12 protein-coding genes and 6 pseudogenes are annotated in these 14,778 nt (G+C 57.9%); 9 read left to right on the top strand and 9 right to left on the bottom strand.

Annotation, left to right across the window (positions count from 1 at the left end; translation table 11 throughout):
* Nucleotide 1: 1 nt before the first annotated feature.
* The 5 genes from C5F70_RS13185 to C5F70_RS13165 all read right to left on the bottom strand — a co-directional run bounded on the left by C5F70_RS13185 (nucleotide 2) and on the right by C5F70_RS13165 (nucleotide 5,523).
* On the bottom strand, nucleotides 2-883 hold the full coding sequence (locus C5F70_RS13185; RefSeq protein WP_046483807.1) for a hypothetical protein: 882 nt from the start codon (nucleotides 881-883) through the stop codon (nucleotides 2-4).
* Nucleotides 883-3,249, bottom strand: a complete 2,367-nt coding sequence (locus tag C5F70_RS13180; protein WP_046483805.1) for a type VI secretion system Vgr family protein — start codon at nucleotides 3,247-3,249, stop codon at nucleotides 883-885. The genes C5F70_RS13185 and C5F70_RS13180 overlap by 1 nt, the downstream gene beginning before the upstream one ends.
* 25 nt (nucleotides 3,250-3,274) lie before the next feature.
* Nucleotides 3,275-3,532, bottom strand: a complete 258-nt coding sequence (locus C5F70_RS13175; RefSeq protein ID WP_026140151.1) for a PAAR domain-containing protein — start codon at nucleotides 3,530-3,532, stop codon at nucleotides 3,275-3,277.
* A gap of 29 nt (nucleotides 3,533-3,561) precedes the next feature.
* Nucleotides 3,562-4,380 carry a type IVB secretion system protein IcmH/DotU gene (icmH, locus tag C5F70_RS13170; RefSeq protein ID WP_104903496.1) on the bottom strand — a complete coding sequence of 273 codons (819 nt, stop codon included), beginning with the start codon at nucleotides 4,378-4,380 and terminating at the stop codon, nucleotides 3,562-3,564.
* A gap of 576 nt (nucleotides 4,381-4,956) precedes the next feature.
* On the bottom strand, nucleotides 4,957-5,523 hold the full coding sequence (locus C5F70_RS13165) for a phosphoribosyltransferase family protein (protein ID WP_104903495.1): 567 nt from the start codon (nucleotides 5,521-5,523) through the stop codon (nucleotides 4,957-4,959).
* A 416-nt stretch (nucleotides 5,524-5,939) separates the two neighbouring features.
* Here C5F70_RS13165 and C5F70_RS13160 point away from each other — a divergent pair, with 416 nt between their 5' ends.
* The 3 genes and pseudogenes from C5F70_RS13160 to C5F70_RS13150 all read left to right on the top strand — a co-directional run bounded on the left by C5F70_RS13160 (nucleotide 5,940) and on the right by C5F70_RS13150 (nucleotide 7,895).
* The gene (locus C5F70_RS13160; RefSeq protein ID WP_046383989.1) at nucleotides 5,940-6,836 is read left to right on the top strand and encodes a universal stress protein; all 897 of its coding nucleotides are present in this window, start codon (nucleotides 5,940-5,942) and stop codon (nucleotides 6,834-6,836) included.
* 56 nt (nucleotides 6,837-6,892) lie between these two features.
* Nucleotides 6,893-7,189 (top strand): annotated as a pseudogene (locus C5F70_RS13155) (phosphoribosyltransferase family protein); the annotation flags it as partial.
* A 46-nt stretch (nucleotides 7,190-7,235) separates the two neighbouring features.
* The gene (locus tag C5F70_RS13150) at nucleotides 7,236-7,895 is read left to right on the top strand and encodes a dienelactone hydrolase family protein (RefSeq protein WP_026140150.1); all 660 of its coding nucleotides are present in this window, start codon (nucleotides 7,236-7,238) and stop codon (nucleotides 7,893-7,895) included.
* Nucleotides 7,896-7,912: 17 nt separating this feature from the next.
* Here the strand turns inward: C5F70_RS13150 and C5F70_RS13145 are convergent.
* From C5F70_RS13145 to C5F70_RS13135, 3 genes and pseudogenes are all read right to left on the bottom strand, one after another.
* Nucleotides 7,913-8,065, bottom strand: a pseudogene (locus C5F70_RS13145) (erythromycin esterase family protein); the annotation flags it as partial.
* Between the two features lie 213 nt (nucleotides 8,066-8,278).
* The gene (locus tag C5F70_RS13140) at nucleotides 8,279-8,731 is read right to left on the bottom strand and encodes a VOC family protein (RefSeq protein WP_104903494.1); all 453 of its coding nucleotides are present in this window, start codon (nucleotides 8,729-8,731) and stop codon (nucleotides 8,279-8,281) included.
* A 52-nt stretch (nucleotides 8,732-8,783) separates the two neighbouring features.
* Nucleotides 8,784-10,175, bottom strand: coding sequence for an NAD-dependent succinate-semialdehyde dehydrogenase (locus tag C5F70_RS13135; RefSeq protein ID WP_104903493.1), 1,392 nt, complete (start codon nucleotides 10,173-10,175; stop codon nucleotides 8,784-8,786).
* Nucleotides 10,176-10,664: 489 nt separating this feature from the next.
* Between C5F70_RS13135 and adhP the strand changes: the two genes are divergently transcribed.
* The 4 genes and pseudogenes from adhP to C5F70_RS30875 all read left to right on the top strand — a co-directional run.
* Nucleotides 10,665-11,675 (top strand): alcohol dehydrogenase AdhP, encoded by a 1,011-nt coding sequence (gene adhP / locus C5F70_RS13130; RefSeq protein ID WP_017847956.1) that lies wholly within the window; start codon nucleotides 10,665-10,667, stop codon nucleotides 11,673-11,675.
* A 178-nt stretch (nucleotides 11,676-11,853) separates the two neighbouring features.
* Nucleotides 11,854-12,471, top strand: a complete 618-nt coding sequence (locus tag C5F70_RS13125; protein WP_046383985.1) for a LysE family transporter — start codon at nucleotides 11,854-11,856, stop codon at nucleotides 12,469-12,471.
* A 48-nt stretch (nucleotides 12,472-12,519) separates the two neighbouring features.
* Nucleotides 12,520-12,699: pseudogene (locus C5F70_RS13120) on the top strand (transposase); the annotation flags it as partial.
* 145 nt (nucleotides 12,700-12,844) lie between these two features.
* A pseudogene (locus C5F70_RS30875) lies at nucleotides 12,845-13,083 on the top strand (short-chain dehydrogenase); the annotation flags it as partial.
* A gap of 86 nt (nucleotides 13,084-13,169) precedes the next feature.
* Here the strand turns inward: C5F70_RS30875 and C5F70_RS13115 are convergent.
* Nucleotides 13,170-13,508: pseudogene (locus C5F70_RS13115) on the bottom strand (winged helix-turn-helix domain-containing protein); the annotation flags it as partial.
* Here C5F70_RS13115 and C5F70_RS13110 point away from each other — a divergent pair.
* Nucleotides 13,504-13,944, top strand: a pseudogene (locus C5F70_RS13110) (TolC family protein); the annotation flags it as partial. The pseudogenes C5F70_RS13115 and C5F70_RS13110 sit on opposite strands and share 5 nt — an antisense overlap.
* Nucleotides 13,945-14,030: 86 nt before the next feature.
* Complete coding sequence (locus C5F70_RS13105; protein WP_104904560.1) at nucleotides 14,031-14,732, top strand: VacJ family lipoprotein; 702 nt, start codon at nucleotides 14,031-14,033, stop codon at nucleotides 14,730-14,732.
* Nucleotides 14,733-14,778 lie beyond the last annotated feature (46 nt).

The following is a 14,778-nucleotide window of genomic DNA, read 5'->3' as shown; positions in this document are numbered from 1 at the left end:
TTCACCTCCTGTTTTTGGTGCCTTTGGATGTCGGGGGCTGTTTGTTATCCGTTTCAGAGCCAGTGCAATCCTCCGGAACGCGTAGCAAGGCCACTTTCTCCCGACCAATTTTTTCTCGGTTGACGCCAGTTCTCGGCTCCATAAGCTCAGCGTACTGGTCGATCTGTTTTTGTTTTACCCAATCCCCTGGAAACTTGATCTCAACTGCCGCAAACACATTTTCCGATTCGAATGGCTCTTGTCGGTACTCAACAACGACTAGATCAGGCGCTAGCAATCCTCCAGGCCGTGGCCAAAACGGCTGAATATCGCTGCCGAACCGTTTGGGACGAGTTGCAGGGATCCCCAGTAAGGCTTTCTTGCTGGTGCCGTTGTAATTGGGCTCGGCCTTGAGTGAACTTCGCCATTGCAGCGCCTCATCTACGGCTTCAAAAAACAGAGAAGCCGTGAACTGCTTTAGGGCGACTTCAATAGTGGTCTCAATTTTATCGCCGGCAATTTTCTTGCTGATACGGCGTGGCACTTTGATCGGCAGTTGCAAAGCAACTGTGCAGACTTGGCTAATGGCTGGGCGAAAAGGCACTTTACGTTCAATGTATTCCTTGAAATTCAAGTTCTCCTTGCCTCTTCGAGAAACCGTGCTATTGCCACCCCGGTCCACTGCGGCAAACGTGGAGCTTTTGACGTCGATTTCACGCGTCATTGCTTCAATAGTTGCTCGAAGCATTTTTTTAATCTGGTTTCTTCGCTCGTTAATCTCTACTGCGAGTTGGGCTAACTCGGCGGCGGTTTTGGCGTTTTCATAAGCCTGGTTTGCTCGGTAGGCCCGATAGGCTCTATCGATAACGTGAGCGAGAGTACGGGCAATGGGGGCTACTGGCATCAGTCGAGGTCTCCACTGTGCTGAGCAAGAAAGTCATCAGGAAAAATGGCCTTGGTCTCTACGGGTGGGGCTTCATCGTCGAAAGCCATCAGATAGGGCTGCCAGGTTTCGGTGATTCGCTGATCGTCGCGCATGATTGCCTTATGAGCTTGCACGGATTTGGATGCCTCGGTAACAGTCCAGTCAGTTCCCCCTTGGGGGCAGGTCAGGCCTTCGGTGAGTAGGGTGGCTCCATCGGTGATGCGATATCGATAGCCCGCGAAAGCACGTTGATCGTTCTTCAGCAACGTGTAACGTCCCAGGAATGCTCCAAGCGGTGCGGGAGGCGATTGTGGACTGCCAAGCGGATTGCCCGTACCGATTGCATCTGTGGTGACGGGGCCTTTGATCTTGATGGTCAGCCCATCAAGGGTAATGCCATCGCTATCAATCGTGATGCTGCCACCGGGGGCTCTCAGAACAATGCGTTCGCCCGATGTGACATCGAACACTGTCGTTTTTTGCTCAATGCATTGCCCTGCGGACAGGTAGTAGCGGTTCCGGACTGATTGCTCAGCACTGCCTCCGATCTGGATGTTATGGTCAGCGGCAATTTTATCATGCCGGTTGTTGGCAATTTCTTCGACTCGGTCCCCGCCGATGCTGGTGTGATGATTACGCCCCAGCGTCTGAATTCGATCACGGCCCAGTTCCAAATGCTGATCCTGCACAATAGCAATGTGCTCATCGTTACCTACTCGCTCGTTGCGGTTATGGCCGATGTCTACCTGCTCGTCGTGTTCGACCTTCTCGCTTCGGTCGTTACCCACGTAGGTGGTGTTGTTGTGCTTGATGTGGACGTTCTTGTCTTTTTCAGCATGGATATAAACTTCTTCCTGCCCCAGCTCATCCTCAAAGCGCAGCTCATTGAAACCTTCACCTTTATGGGTTCGGCTCTTGATGGTCATCCGCGTCTTGTGTTTCGGCAGTTGGTAGGGCGGCAGGTTGGTCTGTCTGTAGGCGGTCCCAGTGGCGATCGGCTGATCAGGATCTCCGTCCAGGTAGCTGATCACTAACTCCTGACCCACACGCGGGATCGCCATGGAGCCCCAGGTCGCCCCGGCCCAGCCTTGGGTGACGCGGATCCAGCAGGAGCTGTGGTCGTTGTTTTTGTCCGAGCGATCCCACGGGAACTGCACCTTGACTCGGCCCCATTCATCGCAATAGATCTCTTCCCCCGGAGGCCCAACCACCGTGGCGATCTGTGGGCCGTCGATGCAGGGTTTGGGACGCAGCGGAGCCTTCCAATCGGAGGTCCAACGGATGGCGCTGGCCTTCAACGAGTAAGACGTACCGAGGCCGCTACCAAAGGATTCTTCCTGCAGGCTGGTGTGCTGTTTGCCCTCATGCCTGATGGCAATGGTGCGCCAGCGATCATTGAAGTCCTCACGGGGATGATCGTTGAGGTCGAAGGCCAATCCCGGTTGCAGGCGCTCATCGTCGCCTTCCACATGGGCCAGCTTGGCGTCGTTGCGCAGTGCGGCCAGGCGCGTCTTGGTGAAGGGCTTGCCGGCAATGTCGCGTTTGTAGCGTCCCGGATAGTCGTAGCGTTCGTAGTCCTTGTGCTGGTTATTCAAGTCCTGGTCACCGGTGGCGGTGTGCTGCTGGTTGTAGCGCGGGTGGGTGAAGGTGTAGTCGCGCTGCACCTGGCGCGCGGTGCGCACTTGTTCGGTGTAGTGGAAGCGGGTCAATGCCGGTTCCAGGGCGTCGCCGCCACTCATGGGCTGGTAGATCACCGGGCAATCGGTGTGCGTGCCGATGGTGCCCAGGCCGCCGACGCGGTCGGTAAGAACGAGGGTGTGGCCGTCGGCGCGGTGTTCGAAGGTGTAGAGCAGGCCTTCTTCGGCGGCGAGGCGAGCGATGAAATCGAGGTCGGTTTCGCCGGCCTGTACACAGTATTCACGGGGTTGGTGTTCGAAGCAGATTTCGCTGCGGATGTCGGTCAGTTTCTGCTCGGCCAGCATGCTGGTGATGATGTCGGGCACGGTCTGGGCCTGGAAGATGCGCCAGTCGGAGCGTAGATCGAAACGCTTCAGAGTCGGTTCGACCACGGCGGTGTAGCGGGTGCGGCGAAAGCCGGTGTCGCCCTGCTGGAACAGGCTGACCAAACCATGCACGTAGCGCACCGGGGTGTCGTCGCGCCAAATGGTGAACACGGCGGCCAGGTCGAGCATGCGGTAGAAGTCGATGGCGGGGTGATGACTGACCAGCTCCAGCTCAAGTTTGAAGGGTTGGGAGAGGCCTTCTTCAAGGGTGAACGAGACCACTTCGAAGGGATCGCCCCGCAGCGGTTGGAAGGTGTAACGCAGGTCGCTTTGACGGGGCATGAAACCTCCTTGTGGTGAGTGTGGGTCAGTTGATCAACCAGCTGTCGTCGCCGTTTTCCAGCACGCCTTCGTGGTCGGTGGTGTCACCGACGCGGGCCACGGCTTTGCCGTTGATGATCATTGACGGCGAGCCGCTGATGATCACGGCACCGCAACTGAGTGTGTCGCCAGCGCGGGCAACAGCCCGGCCATTGACAGTGAAGCTCCCTGATCCACTGGCGACAGTGACTGGGCCACACGTTGGACAAGCATGGTCGTGACCGACCAAAACGACGGTAGGCATAGAGCCTCCTTATGGCTTTCACATGGGAGTTAGAGCTTGAGAATTTTGTCCAGTGAGGCAAGGACTTCTTGGGTGATGGCGTTCAGTCGTAGGGTATAGATCGTGTAAGCCGTGCCTAGTACGGCGGCGGCCAGTGCCCATGGCGTCCACAATGGCCACGTACGTTTGATCCGGTAGTTACGTGGCACAACGTTGGTCAACGGGTCGGTCAGGCGCTTGGGTGTTTCGCCGCGCAGGGGGCGCAACAGACCGTGCAGCTGGTCGATGATTTTTTGTATTTCGTCATCGCCCTTGGCATGGGCGCCATATTTGCCTTTGAGACCGGAGATCAGGCACTGGTACATGAACTCCAGCACATGCTGGTACCTGGCCGCTTCGGGGATCATGTTGTTCATGACGGTAAAGAATTTTTCGCCGCCCCATGTTTCCTCATGAAACTGACTGAGCAGTGAGCGTGCACTCCAAGTGGAGGACTTGCCCCAGGTAGTGCTCATGACTACCTCATCCAACAGCAGGCACAGGCTGTAGGAGTAGGCCTTGAGCATGCCGGCGTCGTAGTCGAGCTGGTTGACTTCTTCCATGATCGTGGTGATCTGGTTGCTGACGCTTTGGTACAGTGCGGACACATCGTCGTGCCGGTCTAAACGACGCAGGCGAATTACTAGGCCGATCAGCGGCGTGGCGGCATCGCACAGCGGGTTCCAGGCCACGCCGCGCAGGTCGAATTCGGGATCTGCAAGCAGCGGTTCAGGTTTGGTGCCAGTAGGCGTCGATTCAAGGGTGTTTTCGGGCGAGGCGGTAGGTGTTGGTTCTGTGTGGGTGGCTCTGTTCGAAATGGCGCCACTCATCGCATGCACTCTTCTATCTATATTGGTTGAGAGCTGCAACGCCAGTCCTACAGCTGTCGCCACTCTAGGCAGACAAGATTTGGCGCTTCAATAGGGCGTGGACGATCAAGAGACGTCCTACAACTGCTGGTGTAATAATCTGTCAGTTTTGACTGTCTTTGGCGGGCGTCTTTCGGCGGTGGATGTGGTTAGAGGTCTTGCGAGTGGGTTGGGCATACTCCGTGCAGCGTTCCACGGACATCTCTGCACTGCTGGCTATCGGCCTTTCAGGTAGGGGTTGCCAGCTTTGCCGAAGTAGTACACAACGTAAACCAACGAGGCGTACCTAAAACCTATTTGGAATCAACGAATTGCGCGGGAAACGAGTGTCTCGTTTCCCGCTCCAAACGTAGCGCTACAGAATTCAGTGGAATTCTGTCAGCGATCGAAACAAGGACCTCCGGGTCCTTTTTTCGTTCCGGCGGGAACCACTGACATCCAGCACCGTCCAGTGCTTTTAAGTCCTGAATTGTTGGCACCGAGCGTTCTCCACCGCTCAAGCCCGGTGACTCGGCGAAGCCCTGAACGCTTCCACCGTCAGCGGGCGGCGCCGTGTCGTACCACTTCTATGCAAAAGGCCTGTTCGTAGGGCGGTACGTTGCATTCGACAATATCAGTGGCGGCGACTTGCAGGTGTATACCGACAATGTCGGCCCGGATCGGCTGCTGACGGACATGCCGGTCGACCAGTACCGCCGTATGGACCCGACGAGCCCCCAGTTGTGCCAGATATGCACAAGTGCGCAGGAGGGAATGGCCTTCGAAGAGCACATCATCGACCACCAGAAACGTGGTATTGGCCAGATCCAACCTGCCCAGGGCCGGGTTTTCGGTCAATTGCGTGTAGGTATGCAGCACTTGCAGGTCGTCGGCGTAGCGCTTGACCTGCAGCGGGTAAACAGGGAGTTCCGGCCGGCCGGTCTGACGCGCAATGTACTCGCGCAACCTTTGAGCCAGGGGCTGGCCCCTGCGTTCGATGCCTATCAGTGCCGTATGCGTCGGTGGCAGAAGGGTGGCGGCCTTGCGCGCCATCGTCTGCAACACAACATCCAGCTCATCACTGTCATACAGGCGCAACCGTTGACTTGCCACTAGGATCGTCATTGCTTTCTCCTGCTCGGGAAACATGGGGTCATGCGGTGCCGGCTACGGCAGCAGGCGTATGCCATGAGATACGTGTGCAATCGGCGAGTCTGAACTCCTGAGGCGCCGCACCCTTGCGAGTGCATGTTGGGTCAATGTAGACCGGCTGACCCTGGCAAGATTGATATTGATCAATCGCGATCAATCCAACGCCCGATCCTTTCAACCGACGCGAATCGGCGGTGGCGCCAGAGGTGTGGGCACAAGCTGTCGCGAGTGAATGTATTGCTTGCCCGGGCACTTGATATAAATCAACTCCAAGGCCGCATCGACGGAGGATTCTGAGTTCATAAAGAAGGTGCTCGGTTCGGCGGTGAACACGACAGTTGTCCGCCATTGCGGGCAATGACAAACGTGCAAGCCCATGGAGTCCGATCATGAGCCAGTATCAACGGTTATTGCTGATCATCAACCCGGCGCTGCGCCGGTCTCAAGCCATGAACCATGCTGCCGCTCTGGCCAAGGTCAGCGGTGCGAGCCTGCACATTGCTGCCTTGATCCCTACCTGGAACCTGTTGTCGCTGCTCGAAGAGGGTGACCGGGAAAAAGCTCGCGAAAATTATCTGCAAGATCATCGTGATTGGCTCAAATACCAGGCGGCTCATCTGCGTGATAGTAATAAAGGTATCGAAGTGACGGCTGAAGCGAAGTGGGCCGACGACCTTCAGCAAGAGATTCTCGATTACGTCGCAGAAATGCAGCCAGACCTGCTGATCAAACAGGTGCAGCGCGAACCGGCACTCAAGCGTGCATTCATCACCCCGCTGGATTGGCGTTTACTGCGTCACTGCCCGATACCGGTCTATCTGCTCAGCGAAGACGACCTGCCCTTGCCGCGCAAGATCGTGGCGGCGGTCGACGCCTCCAATACCCTTGCCCAGGACAACGAGCTCAATGAACGGATCATCCAGCAGGCTTCCAGTCTCGCCATCCAGTGTCAGGCCGAGTTGCACTTGCTGTATGCCTGCGACATTTCCATGGTGTACCTGGGCGATATGGGCGGCGGGGGCCTGACAATTTCAGACCTTGGCAGGCAATTGCGCAAAGGTCATGAAAAGTCATTCCTCGAACTGGCCGACCGTTATGGCGTGCCTGCCGACCGGCGGCATTTCATCGAAGGGCAGCCTGTCGCGGTGCTCCATGCGTTCACCGATGAGCAGCATATGGATGTGATTGTGATGGGCAAGGTCCAGTCCCACGGACTGGACAAGCTGCTGGGCAGCACCACCGAACATCTCCTGTATCAGGTGTCCTGCAGCATTCTGGCTATCTAGCGCGGCGAGGGCCGCCTATTCCGAAATCACAGGCGTTATCGTCGGAGGAGGTCCTCGTGATCCTTAGTCCCTCATTGCAAACCCTCTTGCCAAACCGCGTCGAGGCCGGTCGACGACTGGTGGAACCCTTGCTCAAATACGCCAACAGGTCTGACGTCATCATTCTCGCGTTGCCCCGGGGCGGTGTTCCGGTGGCTTATGAAGTCGCCACAGCCCTGAAGGTTCGCCTGGACCTGATGCTGGTACGCAAGCTCGGCGTGCCTTCACACCCGGAATATGCCATGGGCGCCATTGCCAGCGGAGGTATACAAATCCTTAATGACGACGCGATGCGGGTGCAGTCGATCGATCGAGCCGGTCGAGGATTGCCGCTGCCAGGCTCGCGGACGGAGCATCTTGATGTTTAAACCAATATCACGATCCATGGACCTGCCGGGCGTTGAACTGGACGCCGATTTGCGTTTGCCGACCAACACCCGCGCCTTGGTCGTTTTCGTACACGGCAGCGGTAGTGGCCGTTTGAGCCCGCGTAATCAATATGTGGCCGATGTACTGGCCCATCGGGGCTTGGGTTCGCTGTTGTTTGACCTGCTCACGGAAAAGGAGCAGCGCCTGGATAACTTGACCGGGGAGCTGCGTTTCGATATTCCGCTGTTGGCCAGACGCTTGATCGATGTCATCGACTGGGCCGCTCGGGACCCCCAATTACGCTTGCTGCGGATTGGACTGTTCGGCGCGAGCACCGGCGCTGGCGCGGCACTGGTGGCGGCGGCCGAGCGTGCGCAGGTGGTCGGGGCGGTGGTCAGCCGGGGTGGGCGGACCGACCTGGCGGGACCGGCGCTGGCCCGGGTGAAGGCACCGACCTTGCAGATTGTCGGCGCACAGGACCCGGTGGTGTTCGACTTGAATTGCCAAAGCAGCCGGGCCCTGCGGTGCGAGCAACGACTGGAAGTCGTGGAGGGCGCCACGCATCTATTCGAAGAGCCTGGCGCCCTGGAGACAGTCGCCCGACTCGCTGGCGAATGGTTTGAAAAATACCTGCAGTCCCCGCACCCCTGAGAGGGCTGCATTCAGCATCACACACCAAACGGATAGGTTTCTGGTTCCAGGTGTTGGGTTTTCGGCCACGGCAGCGCGGCAACCGGCTTGGTGTGCTCAATCCAGATCATGGCATCGAATTGATCTGCTGGCACGGACTCGAAGTAGTGACTGAAACGCTCGGTTTCGGGGTCGCTCAGGCCCGTCGAGCCTGGCTGGAGCCCCATGACGTGCTCAATACTCGTTTGCTACCTGAGCTGAAGCCATTCTTGCGCGGTGCCGGGGCAAGGCGAACAGAACGCGATCAAGGACTATGTCAGTCATAGACAATATCGTTGCGCGGGTACTGGCCTAGCACGCTCGTTTTATCAATATCTTCAAGCGTGTATGCCAATGAAGAAACTTTATTCCCGGCGATCACTTCCTCGCGATTTTCCAAGCAAGCGCCGCTTTTGTTTTTCCAGGAAGAACATCACCTCGAGCTTCAGATTATCGGGGTCGAGGAAATAAACCGCATAGTAGCCCTCGCCATAATCCGGATAGTCAGCGGGCGCGTCGACAATCGTAACCGCCTGATCCAGCAGGAACACGTAGAGCGCATCGACGTCCTCGCGCGCGGCAACCTCGAACGCATAGTGGTGATAGCCCACATCGCCGGTCCGGTGCTTGTGTTTGCGCCCCTGGGCATCGGCTTCGGTGATCCAGAACAGGGTTTCGCCATTGGTCCAACCAATAACCCGGTCGAACTCCCACTCTATGGTGAATCCCAAGAAACCGAGTACCTGATCGTAGAACGCCCTGGAGCGGTCCAGATCGCTGACACGAATAGCCAAGTGGTCTATCCCGATGACGTTCATCCTGTCAGGTCTCCTCGATTTCGGTTTCTTGGGACAAAGAGCGCTGTTGAACTCAGAACGGGGCGTCGATATCGACCACGACAATGAGCTTGTGGTTGACGAACTCCTTGAGCCCGAGCCCGATCAGCTCGCGACCGTACCCCGAGCGGCGCACGCCACCGAAAGGCAGGTCGGCTTCGACCTTGGTCGGATGGTTGACGAATACCATGCCGGTGGAGATTTTCTTCGCGACTTCTGCGCCATGCGCCGTGTCCGAGGTGAACACCGAACCGCCGAGGCCGAACGGCGAGTCGTTGGCGATACGCACTGCATCGTCTTCATCCTTGGCGCGGAACACCATGGACACCGGGCCAAAGAACTCCCAGTAGCGAGCGGGGTTGTCTTCGGCGACATCGGTCAGGATCGTCGGCTGCACGAATGCCCCATCGACAGGCACGGGCGGCCCGACTTCTTCGGCCTTGGCGCCAAGCTTCACGGCTTCGAGGATCTTTTGCTTGACCTCATTGGCCGCGCTTTGCGAGGAGAGCGGTGCCAGGGTCGTCTTCGCATCGAAGGGATCGCCGGCCACCAACTCCGCGACGCCCTTGCGATAGAGCGCGAGGAAGTCGTCATAGACCGCATCGACCACGATCATGCGCTTGGAGGACACGCAGACCTGCCCGGCATTCCAATGCCGGCCGAACACCGCCCATTTGCTCGTTTTCGCCAGGTCCGCGTCGGCCAGCACGACGAAGGCGTCGGCGCCGCCGAGTTCCAGGGTGGACTTTTTCAGCGCTTTGCCCGCCTGCGACGCAACCACCGCACCGGCGCCTTCCGAGCCGGTCAAGGCAACGCCCTGCACGCGGGCATCGTTGATGATCAACTCGATCTGCGAACGCGTGGCGTACAGATTACGGAAGGCGCCGTCAGGCAGGCCGGCATCCTTCATCAACTTTTGAAAGCCAGCGGCGCTTTGCGGCACATTCGCTGCGTGTTTGAGAAGCACGGTATTACCGGCAGAAAGCTGCGGCGCCAGAATGCGGGCGATCTGGTAATAAGGGAAGTTCCACGGCTCGATCGCCAGCAGCACGCCGAGCGGTTCGCAGACGAGAGCCGCCTCGCCCTCGGCAGGGTCGAGGACCGGGAGTTTCTCCGGCTTGAGCAAGGTTTCGGCATTGCGCACATAGTATTCGAAGATTTTTGCCGACAGCTCGACCTCGGCTTTCGCCTCGGCAAACAGCTTGCCCATCTCCAGCGTCAGTACCCTGGCAAAGGCGTCGCTGTCCTTGCGCAGGATATCGGCCGCATTCTGCAGGATGCGCGCACGTTCGGCGAAAGAGGTGTCCTTCCACGCCAGGAAAGCCTCATGGGCCTTGCCGATGGCCGCGGTGACTTCTGCATCGGTCGCATCGGGAAAGGTATGCAGTGTCTCGCCCGTATAGGGATTGATTGTTGCGTATGCCATGTAAAAGCTACTCCAGAACCGTTTCGACTAAATGGCCAACCCGCCGCTGAGTGCATATGCCGGGCCTGCCGAAGGTACACGAGGAACAGGTTTCAAACATGGAGCCAAAGGTCGCAGGCCCACCCAGACCCGAGAGATCGGGGAGCTCACTTGACGTTCAGGGCGGCGGCGACGGTCACTGAAAGCGGCCACGATGATCTGCCGATCAGCGTCTCCTGTTGATCTTTGTCATAGAAAGGCAAAGAAGAGGCGTCCTTGCGCGGGTTGCCTGACTAATAGGCATCCCCCTTTTGCGCGACTTGTGCCATAAGACCGGTAGCGTTGGCGACCCGATGGCGCAGCAATAGCATCCATTGACTCCCCGACCCTGGGGCCGGGTGGCGGGCATTGCGCCAGACTTCGGAGCGCTGGAAGGGTGGTGCTGTACTGCTTTGGCATTTGTTGGGCCCGCTGTAACGCAAGCTCACTCACGGATACAAGGAGATAAGCATGAAAGCTGCTGTTGTTGCCCAAGGGCAACGCGTGAATGTGATCGAAAAAACATTACGGCCTCTGAAACATGGTGAGGCTCTCCTTAAAATGCAGTGCTGCGGGGTCTGCCATACCGACCTGCACGTCAAGAACGGCGATTTCGGTGATAAAACCGGAGTGATCCTAGGCCATGAAGGCATCGGTATCGTGCAGCAGGTAGGACCAGGCGTCACCTCTCTGAAGCCTGGTGACCGGGCCAGCGTAGCCTGGTTCTTCCAGGGCTGTGGGCACTGTGAATACTGCAACAGCGGCAACGAGACACTCTGCCGCAACGTAAAAAACTCCGGCTACACCGTGGATGGCGCAATGGCCGAAGAGTGCATTGTCGTCGCCGACTACTCGGTGAAAGTGCCTGATGGGCTTGATTCTGCGGCGGCGAGCAGCGTGACCTGTGCTGGCGTAACGACCTATAAAGCCGTGAAGGTTTCCAATATCCGCCCTGGGCAATGGATTGCGATCTACGGGCTGGGCGGCCTGGGGAATCTGGCGTTGCAGTACGCAAAAAATGTATTCAACGCCCGAGTGATCGCCGTGGACATCAACGATGATCAACTGCAGTTCGCCAGGGAAATGGGCGCTGACCTGGTCATCAACTCCCGCAACGAGGATGCCGCAAAAGTTATCCAGGAGAAGGTCGGCGGAGCTCACGCGGCTGTCGTGACGGCCGTCGCCAAGGTCGCGTTCAACTCTGCGGTGGATGCCCTGCGTGCCGGTGGACGCTTGGTCGCAGTTGGGCTTCCGCCTGAAGCCATGAGTCTCGATATTCCTCGGTTGGTGCTTGACGGGATCGAGGTGGTCGGCTCGCTGGTCGGTACTCGACAAGACCTCGTAGAAGCCTTCGAGTTTGCCGCGCAAGGCAAGGTGGTGCCGAAGGTGACACTGCGTCCGATCGAAGATATCAATGAGATCTTCGATGAAATGCAGCAAGGGAAAATCAAAGGCCGCATGGTGATTGATTTGAGTCATTGACGGGCCATTGGCAGTCGCTCGGGCGGCTGCCAATACCGTTGGCTCCTCGCGACGAGAAGCGCAGCCGATCGCTTTTGCCGATAGTTTCTGGATGGTTTTCTCACTTGCATCGCTAGATATTGAGGCGAGGTTGATGATAGGTTTTGCGTCCAAAACCATCCTGCGCGGGAGATAACCGATGTTTGGCGTGACCGACTATGGCGCTTTCATCATCGCCTTCATTATCGTCCTGGCCATTCCTGGCCCCGGCAATTTTGCCCTCATCACGGCCACCGGCAAAGGCGGGATAAAAGCGGGTTTGGCTGCGACGTGCGGAGTGATACTCGGTGACCAGGTGCTCTTATGGCTGGCGGTCGCTGGCGTCGCAACCCTGCTGGCCGCGTATCCGGCAGCGTTCCATCTCATTCAATGGTTGGGTGCGTCGTACTTGGCGTGGCTGGGCCTGCGAATGTTGTTTAGTCAGGCTGGGGCCGCGCCGCGCAAGAGCCGAATGGATAACGGCCACTTCCTGCGTCAGACCATGATGATCACGTTGCTCAACCCCAAGGCGATCATCTTCTACATGGCCTTTTTCCCGTTGTTTGTCGATCCGGTGAAGCATCAGGGCATAGTGACATTCGCGTTCATGGCCGCGACCGTAGCGGTGGTGACGTTCCTCTATGGTTTGATAGCCGTCCTATTGACCCACAAGCTCGCTCAGCGCATGCGGGCCAACCCGCGCATCGCCAATCTGCTGGAGCGCTTGGCCGGCGTTTGCCTGCTGGGGTTCGGCGTCAAGCTGGTCGCCATGCGCTGAATACGAGCCGTTGGTTTACCCTGTCAGCAACCTGAAAACCATTGCCTTATCGAAGCCAGCCGCTCACTCGGCATTGGTGAGTCAGCGCTGCGCCGCTGGGTTGACCAGGTTCAGAAAGGGCCCCAAGGCGTCACGCCGCAGAGCAAGACGCTGACCCCAGAGCAGCAGAACATTCAGGAGCTGGAAGCTCGGATCGCCTGGCTTGAGCGAGAGAAATCCATACTAAAAAACTGCCTCCCCGGCGCTCCGCGGCTCATTGGATTAGAAACACTGCGTTCTACACTGATCTTACTGGACAGTGGTCGCTGGCTTTTTGGAGGCTTAGTCCCCGTCAAAAAACTTGACCGAGGGGAAGCTGCGGACCCGTTAGTGGTGGCACGAACTTAACGAGGTTAATGTCGTGGCGCCGTTCCACCTAGTCGCGTTGCCGAGTCGGCATTGCGCGATGCCGCCTGTTACCGTCGAGCAGGTTGCGTCGTAAACATCAGTTCGCATGCCGGTATCCGTCCTAAGGGCGCATCTATTCCCTATGCGGTAGTTGTAATGCTGGTCGAGTCGGACGACTTGACCGGCGAGATACTCCTCTCAGACGGCGGGTTGAATCTGACCTAGGTTTAGCGTGCTCCGGTATCTGGAGATGGTTGCAGGCGTTCCGCTTGCGCCTCGTTGACGGTGCCGATGTGTATTATTCCGAGGTATCAGGCCTCGGAAAGCTGAAACCGATAACCGACCCCATACAACGATTCGATGGGCGTTTCCCCTGGGCACGCCTGCTCCAGCTTGCGCCGCAGGTTGCGGATATGGCTGTCCACGGTGCGGTCGGTGACCACGCGGTGGTCGGAGTAGATCTTGTCGAGCAGTTGGTCACGGGAAAACACGCGGCCGGCAGAGCGGGCGAAGGTGCTGAGCAGCCGTAGCTCCAGGGGGGTGAGGTCCAGGGCGATGCCGTCTATCGAGGCGCGATATTGCGCTTCGTCGATCAGCAGGCGCGGCGCTGAGCTGGCCAGCAGTTGGGGCCCGCGGCGCAGGATGGCCTTCTCGTCCAGCTCGGCATTGGCCGGCCTGTTCAAATCCGGCAGCGGTGCCTGGACCTTTGCCCCGAGCATCAGCGTGCCGATTTTCGACGCCGGGAGTAACCGCGCGACCCTGGATTCGGCCAAGGTCGAGCGTGACATCCAGATACAGACTTATCAGCAGACCCTGCAGACCGCGTTCCGCGAAGTGGCCGACGCGCTGGCCGTGCGCAGCACCCTGGATCGCCGGATCGCCGCGCAACAGGCGCTGACCGACGCCAGCCGCAAGAGCTTCGAGCTCTCGGACGCCTTGTACCGGGGCGGGTCGCAAAGCTACCTGGAAGCCCTGGATGCACAACGCTCGCTCTACAGCGCCCAGCAGGACCTGATCACCCTGCGTCTGACCGAGCAGAGTAACCGCATCACGTTGTACAAAGTGTTGGGAGGCGGTTGGAATTAATAGCCCTGTCTCTTGCACACACAATCGCCGCGATGGAACGGCTGGCGCGCGTCAAATCGGCTGACTTCATTCAATGGGAAATCAACATGCGTGCATCTCGTTCCACTTTAAGCCGTTGCGCTCAGGTACTGACCTGCGCCAGTTTCATAACGCTTTCAGCCCTTTGCCAGGCGGATTCCGACAAGGACCCGTGGGAGCGTATCAACCGACCCATTTTCTCATTCAATGACACGCTGGATACCTACGCACTGAAACCCCTTGCCCAGGGATATCAATTTGTCACTCCGCGCATTGCGCAAGACGGCGTGCATAATTTTTTCAACAATCTGGGGGAGGTCAAGAACCTGGCGAACAACTTACTTCAAGCCAAGTTCTATAACGCCGGGGTTGATACGAGCCGCTTCTTACTCAACAGCACCATTGGCCTGGCAGGATTGGTCGATGTCGCGACGCCCATGGGGCTGCAGCGCAATGACGAAGATTTCGGTCAAACCCTCGGTTACTGGGGGGTAGGTAGTGGTCCTTATCTTGTGCTGCCGCTCTTGGGGCCCAGCACACTTCGCGATGCGCCGGCCATCTTTCCCGATATCTACGCCAACCCGGTTCGTTACATCGGCGACGTTCCGACGCGTAATAGCCTGTACGGCCTGGGCATGATCGACGGACGCGCTCAATACATGAAATCTGAAAAGCTCATCACCGGGGATAAATACAACTTCATTCGAAGCGTTTATCTGCAACACCGGGAGTTCAAGATCAACGATGGCAACGTAAAGGACGACTTTTGATCCGCGCGGTTCGACCTCGGGATCAAGTTACCCGTTGACACTATCC

This window comes from Pseudomonas sp. LH1G9 (assembly GCF_002949975.1).
In the GTDB taxonomy this organism is placed as follows: Bacteria; Pseudomonadota; Gammaproteobacteria; order Pseudomonadales; family Pseudomonadaceae; genus Aquipseudomonas; species Aquipseudomonas veronii.
Note: the sequence above shows the minus strand (reverse complement) of the source record. Positions and strands in the feature narration are given on the sequence as shown.